Genomic DNA, 5,851 nt, shown 5'->3' on the forward strand with positions numbered 1-5,851 from the left:
CCGATGCATCCGTAGCTCAGCTGGATAGAGTACTCGGCTACGAACCGAGCGGTCGGAGGTTCGAATCCTCCCGGATGCACCATCTTCTCCTTCTTTGTTTATTCCTTCGACGTTCCGTCAGCAATCACACTCTCTGTCAGCGACAAAAACCACCATTTACGATAAAGTAATGCTTTGTTAATCGGTTAGTGAGAGCACGATGTACGCACAGTATGACGGTTTGATCTTCGATATGGATGGTACTCTTCTGGATACCGAACCCACGCATCGTCAAGCCTGGACCGACGTCCTGGGCCGCTACGGTATGCGTTTCGACCTTCAGGCGATGATCGCCCTCAACGGCTCCCCCACCTGGCGTATTGCACAGGCCGTGATTGAACTGAATCAGGCCGATCTCGACCCGCACCTGCTCGCACGCGAAAAAACCGATGCGGTAAAAGCCATGCTCTTAGATACCGTACGTCCTTTGCCGCTGATTGATGTGGTAAAAGAGTGGCACGGGCGTCGCCCGATGTCGGTAGGAACGGGCAGCGAAAGCGCGATTGCAGAGGCATTACTCAACCATCTTGGCCTGCGCCACTATTTTTCTGCCGTGGTCGCCGCCGATCATGTTAAACATCACAAGCCCGCACCGGACACCTTCCTGCTCTGCGCAGAATTAATGGGCGTCCCTGCGGCAAAATGTGTTGTGTTTGAAGATGCCGATTTTGGTATCCAGGCCGCGCGTGATGCCGGAATGGATGCGGTGGATGTGCGCTTACTGTGAGTGACGCACTGTCACTCGCCTCATTATTCGCCAGCAGTTTTTTAAGCGCCACGCTGTTACCGGGCAATTCGGAAGTGGTGCTGGTGGCGATGCTGTTGTCCGGCGTGAGTCAGCCTTGGCTGCTTGTATTAATAGCAACAATGGGTAATAGCCTTGGAGGGCTGACTAACGTTATTCTTGGGCGTTTCTTTCCGCTGCGCGAAAAATCGCGCTGGCAGGAAAAGGCAGTCGGCTGGCTAAAACGCTATGGCGCTGCCACGCTGTTATTAAGCTGGATGCCTGTAATAGGCGATTTACTGTGTCTGCTGGCGGGATGGATGCGCATCTCCTGGGGACCGGTGCTCTTTTTTTTGTGCCTTGGCAAGGCGTTGCGCTATGTTCTCGTGGCGTGGGCAACACTACAGGGTATGACGTGGTGGCACTAATTGGTGGAATGAATACGCGACCTTCAATCGTCAACCATTACAATTATGCTGAGTAACATTACTTTGACAGGCGGGAGGTCAATTTGATCCCGGACGTATCTCAGGCGCTGGCCTGGCTGGAAAACCACCCTCAGGTATTGAAGGGTATTCAGCGTGGTCTTGAGCGTGAAACGCTGCGCGTTAACGCGGACGGCAGTTTAGCGACGACGGGTCACCCGAAGGCGTTAGGCTCGGCGCTGACACATAAATGGATCACAACCGATTTCGCTGAAGCGCTGCTGGAGTTCATCACCCCAGTAGAGGGTGATATTGATCATATGCTGACGATCATGCGCGATATCCATCGCTACACCGCGCGCAACATGGGCGACGAACGTATGTGGCCCCTCAGCATGCCGTGCTATATCGAGCAGGGGCAGGAGATCGAGCTGGCGCAGTACGGCACGTCAAATATTGGTCGGCTGAAAACGCTCTACCGTGAAGGGCTGAAAAACCGCTACGGCGCGTTGATGCAGACCATCTCTGGCGTGCACTACAACTTCTCGTTGCCGATGGCTTTCTGGCAGGCGAAATGTGGTGAAACGGATAAAGACGCGATCTCTGAAGGCTACTTCCGCCTGATCCGCAACTACTACCGTTTCGGCTGGGTGATCCCGTATCTGTTTGGTGCCTCCCCGGCGATCTGTTCTTCGTTCCTGCAGGGGAAACCGACCACGCTGCCGTTCGAGAAGACCGACTGCGGAATGTACTATCTCCCGTACGCCACCTCTCTACGCCTGAGCGATCTCGGTTATACCAATAAATCGCAAAGCAATCTCGGTATTACGTTTAACGAATTGCACGAATATGTGGCAGGATTGAAGCGGGCGATCAAAACCCCGTCGGAAGAGTACGAGAAAATCGGCCTCGAAAAAGACGGCAAGCGCCTGCAAATCAACAGCAATGTGCTGCAGATTGAAAACGAGCTGTATGCGCCTATTCGTCCTAAGCGCGTAACCCGCAGCGGTGAAACCCCGTCGGATGCGCTGCAGCGCGGCGGGATTGAATACATTGAAGTGCGCTCGCTGGATATCAACCCGTTCTCACCGATTGGCGTTGATGAACAGCAGATTCGCTTCCTGGATCTGTTTATGGTCTGGTGCGTGCTGGCGGATGCGCCGGAAATGAGTTCAGACGAACTGCTCTGCACCCGTACAAACTGGAACCGCGTGATTCTGGAAGGGCGTAAACCGGGTCTGACGCTGGGTATCGGCTGCGAAACGGCACAGTTCCCGCTGACCACAGTCGGCAAAGATCTGTTCCGTGACCTGAAGCGTGTTGCCCGGACAATGGACAGCATCGACGGCGGAGAGGCGTATCAACTGATCTGCGACCAGCTGGTGGAATGTTTTGATAACCCGGAACTGACGTTCTCAGCGCGCATTCTGCGTTCTATGATTGATCAGGGCATTGGTGGTACGGGGCGTTCACTGTCGGCGGAGTACCGTGAGATGCTGATCCAGGAGCCGTTAGAAATCCTGAGCGAAGCGGATTTTGTAGCGGAACGCGATGCGTCCGTTGTGCGTCAGAAAGAGGTTGAAGCGGCGGATACCGAGTCGTTTGAGGCGTTTCTGGCGAAGCAGGCTTAAGCAGAAAAGAAAAAGGCCACATCGCTGTGGCCAAAATATACATCTCTGAATTCAGGGATGATGATAACAAATGCGCGTCTTTCATATACTCAGACGCGCATTCTGTAGAAGAGTTCAGTTTATTTTAAAAAAAATCACTATCGGAGGTGACGTATGCCGTTATTAGATAGCTTTACTGTCGACCATACCCGTATGGAAGCACCTGCAGTCCGCGTGGCGAAGACCATGCACACCCCGCACGGCGACACGATCACCGTCTTCGATCTGCGTTTCTGCGTGCCAAACAAAGAAGTGATGCCGGAGAAAGGCATTCATACGCTGGAACACCTGTTCGCTGGCTTCATGCGTGACCACCTGAACGGCAACGGCGTTGAGATCATCGATATCTCTCCGATGGGCTGCCGTACCGGTTTCTACATGAGCCTGATTGGCGTGCCTGATGAGAAGCGCGTCGCGGATGCCTGGAAAGCGGCGATGCAGGACGTGCTGAAGGTGAAAGAGCAGAACCAGATCCCTGAGCTGAACGTTTACCAGTGCGGTACTTACCAGATGCACTCTCTGGAAGAAGCGCAGGAGATCGCGCGTCACATCATCGAGCGTGATGTTCGCGTGAACAGCAACGAAGAGCTGGCCCTGCCGAAAGAAAAACTGCAGGAACTGCACATCTAGTGCACCTTTTCCCTCTCCCTCAGGGAGAGGGTAGGGTGAGGGTGGTTTAATTCCATGACCACAACCGCAACCTTCTCCTTTACCCACCGTCCCCTCGTTCCGTTCGCCCATGATTACGCTCATGGTGACAGCGAGCCGTGGCATGAGCACGACTGCGCACAGCTGCTGCACACCCTGAGCGGCGTGGTTCGGGTGGATACCGCATCGGGCTGTTGGGTTGTGCCCCCAGGCCGCGGCGTCTGGCTGCCGGCGGGGACCCGCCACTCGCTTCGCATCACCGGCAACGTGGCGGCGCGAACGCTGTTCATCGATCCGCTGGCGCGGGCCGATCTCCCGGCCACCTGCCAGATCGTGCAGATCGCGCCGCTGCTGCGCGAGCTGATCCTCGTCTCCCTTGCTTTACCTGAATCGTACTCACCCGGAAGCCGGGATGAGCGCGTCTATGAGCTCATTCTCGATGAAATCCGCACTATGCCGGTGCTGCCGTTTCACCTGCCGGAGCCGGAAAGTGAGGCGTTACGTCGCCTGTGCCTGCAAATCCGGCAAAGCCCGGGTGAAAGCTGGAGCAGCGCGCAGGCTGCGAGCATGATGAACATGAGCGAGCGCACACTGAACCGCCATTTCCAGCAGCAGACGGGATTAAGCTACGGAGAGTGGCTGAGAAGGGCGCGCCTGCTGGAAGCCTTAGTGCGGCTGGCGCAGGGCCAGCCGGTATTGCGCGTGGCGCTGGATCTGGGCTACGGCAGCCACAGCGCCTTTACGGCGATGTTCCGCCGCGTGATGGGCGTCTCCCCCAGCGATTACTTTAAGAACGACTGACGGCGTTAAAGAGCGCCTGAAGCGACGCGCGCGCTACGTCGCTGTCAATGCCCACGCCCCAGCGGCTGCTGCCGTCCTGGAACAGGCAGCGGATGTAGGCCACCGAGCGGCTGTCGCTGCGCTCGCCTAACGTATGCTCGTGATAATCCTTAATCACGAACGGGGCGTTGACCCAGCGGCTCAGGCCGTGAGCGGCGGCGGAGAGCAGACCGTTACCCTGACCTTCCAGCTGACGCGTTCCCCCCTGCGTAGCGATGCTTGCCGTCAAACGCAGCTGGCCGTCCTGCTGGCTGTCGCTGCGGTAGGATTGCAGCGCATAGTGCGGCGTGGCTACCAGGCCGTAGCGGGTGCGGAACAGCTGCCACAGTGCATTCTGCGTCATCTCTTTTCCATGGCGATCGGTTTCCTGCTGCACGTGCTGGCTAAAATCCTGCTGCAGGGCGCGGGGCAACTTCAGACCATGGTTCTGTTCGATCAGCCACGCGCTGCCGCTTTTTCCTGACTGGCTGTTCACGCGGATCACCGCTTCGTAGGTGCAGCCAATATCCTGCGGATCGACAGGCAGGTAGGGCATCTCCCAGCGATCGCCAGGCCTGCGGGCATCAAAGCCTTTTTTGATCGCGTCCTGGTGTGAGCCGGAGAAGGCGGTATAGGCCAGCCGTCCTGCCCAAGGGTGGCGCGGGTGGACCGGCAGCTGATTGCAGGTTTCCACCACTTCCACCACCCGGTTCATATCGCTAAAGTCCAGATTCGGGCTCACCCCCTGGCTGTAGAGGTTCATTGCCAGCGTAACCAGGCAGACGTTGCCCGTGCGCTCCCCGTTACCAAACAGGCAGCCCTCCACGCGGTCCGCGCCCGCCATCACGGCCAGCTCGGCGCAGGCGACGCCGGTACCGCGGTCGTTATGCGGATGCACGCTGATGCAGACATCGCGGCGGCGGCTAAAGTGGCGACAGAAGTACTCGATCTGGTCGGCATAGACGTTCGGCGTGCTCACTTCGACGGTGGCGGGTAAGTTGATCACCATTGGCCGTTCGTCGCACGGCTGCCAGATCTCCGCGACGGCTTCACAAATCTCCAGCGCAAACTCCGGCTCGGTAAAGCAGAAGGTTTCCGGGGAGTATTCATACTGCCAGCGGGTGTCCGGGTTCTCTTCACACAGCTGACGAATAAGCCGCGTGGCGCGCGTCGCCAGCTCGACGACTTGCGCTTTCTCCATGCCGAACACCAGGCGGCGGAACAGCGGGGCGGTGGCGTTGTAGAGATGGACGGTGGCCTGCTTCGCGCCGCGCAGGGATTCAAAAGTGCGATGGATGAGATCTTCCCGTGCCTGAGTGAGCACCTGAATCGTCACGTCATCCGGGATGCGGCTCTCTTCAATCAGCTGTCGAACAAAGTTGAAATCCGTCTGCGAGGCGGAAGGAAAAGCGACCTCGATCTCTTTGAATCCGCAGCCCAGCAGCAGGTCCCAGAACTGCAGCTTGCGCGCGCTGTCCATCGGCTCGGCAAGGGCCTGGTTGCCGTCGCGCAGGTCGGTTGAGAGC

General features: G+C 57.4%; 6 protein-coding genes and 1 tRNA gene. 6 read left to right on the forward strand and 1 reads right to left on the reverse strand.

Translation table 11 applies throughout. The features are described from left to right. The first annotated feature begins 5 nt into the window (after nucleotides 1-5). The 6 genes from DOU50_RS01350 (at nucleotide 6) to DOU50_RS01375 (ending at nucleotide 4,307) form a co-directional block, all read left to right on the forward strand. Nucleotides 6-82: transfer RNA gene (locus DOU50_RS01350), tRNA-Arg, on the forward strand. Nucleotides 83-199: 117 nt separating this feature from the next. Further along, the gene (gene yqaB / locus DOU50_RS01355; protein ID WP_032648006.1) at nucleotides 200-766 is read left to right on the forward strand and encodes a fructose-1-phosphate/6-phosphogluconate phosphatase; all 567 of its coding nucleotides are present in this window, start codon (nucleotides 200-202) and stop codon (nucleotides 764-766) included. Then, nucleotides 763-1,191 (forward strand): YqaA family protein, encoded by a 429-nt coding sequence (locus tag DOU50_RS01360; protein WP_008499541.1) that lies wholly within the window; start codon nucleotides 763-765, stop codon nucleotides 1,189-1,191. The genes yqaB and DOU50_RS01360 overlap by 4 nt, the downstream gene beginning before the upstream one ends. 83 nt (nucleotides 1,192-1,274) lie before the next feature. Beyond that, nucleotides 1,275-2,819: a glutamate--cysteine ligase gene (gene gshA, locus DOU50_RS01365; protein WP_024907694.1), complete on the forward strand. Its 1,545-nt coding sequence runs from the start codon at nucleotides 1,275-1,277 to the stop codon at nucleotides 2,817-2,819. A gap of 153 nt (nucleotides 2,820-2,972) precedes the next feature. Then, nucleotides 2,973-3,488 (forward strand): S-ribosylhomocysteine lyase, encoded by a 516-nt coding sequence (gene luxS / locus DOU50_RS01370; RefSeq protein WP_024907693.1) that lies wholly within the window; start codon nucleotides 2,973-2,975, stop codon nucleotides 3,486-3,488. Between the two features lie 54 nt (nucleotides 3,489-3,542). After that, nucleotides 3,543-4,307, forward strand: a complete 765-nt coding sequence (locus DOU50_RS01375; RefSeq protein ID WP_148768590.1) for an AraC family transcriptional regulator — start codon at nucleotides 3,543-3,545, stop codon at nucleotides 4,305-4,307. Here DOU50_RS01375 and leuA read toward each other — a convergent pair. Beyond that, the coding region (leuA, locus tag DOU50_RS01380; protein ID WP_148768591.1) for a 2-isopropylmalate synthase at nucleotides 4,294-5,851 on the reverse strand (1,558 nt) is incomplete at its 5' end. The genes DOU50_RS01375 and leuA overlap by 14 nt on opposite strands.

It is taken from the genome of Enterobacter sp. C6 (genome assembly GCF_008122455.1).
Lineage (GTDB): Bacteria > Pseudomonadota > Gammaproteobacteria > Enterobacterales > Enterobacteriaceae > Enterobacter > Enterobacter pseudoroggenkampii.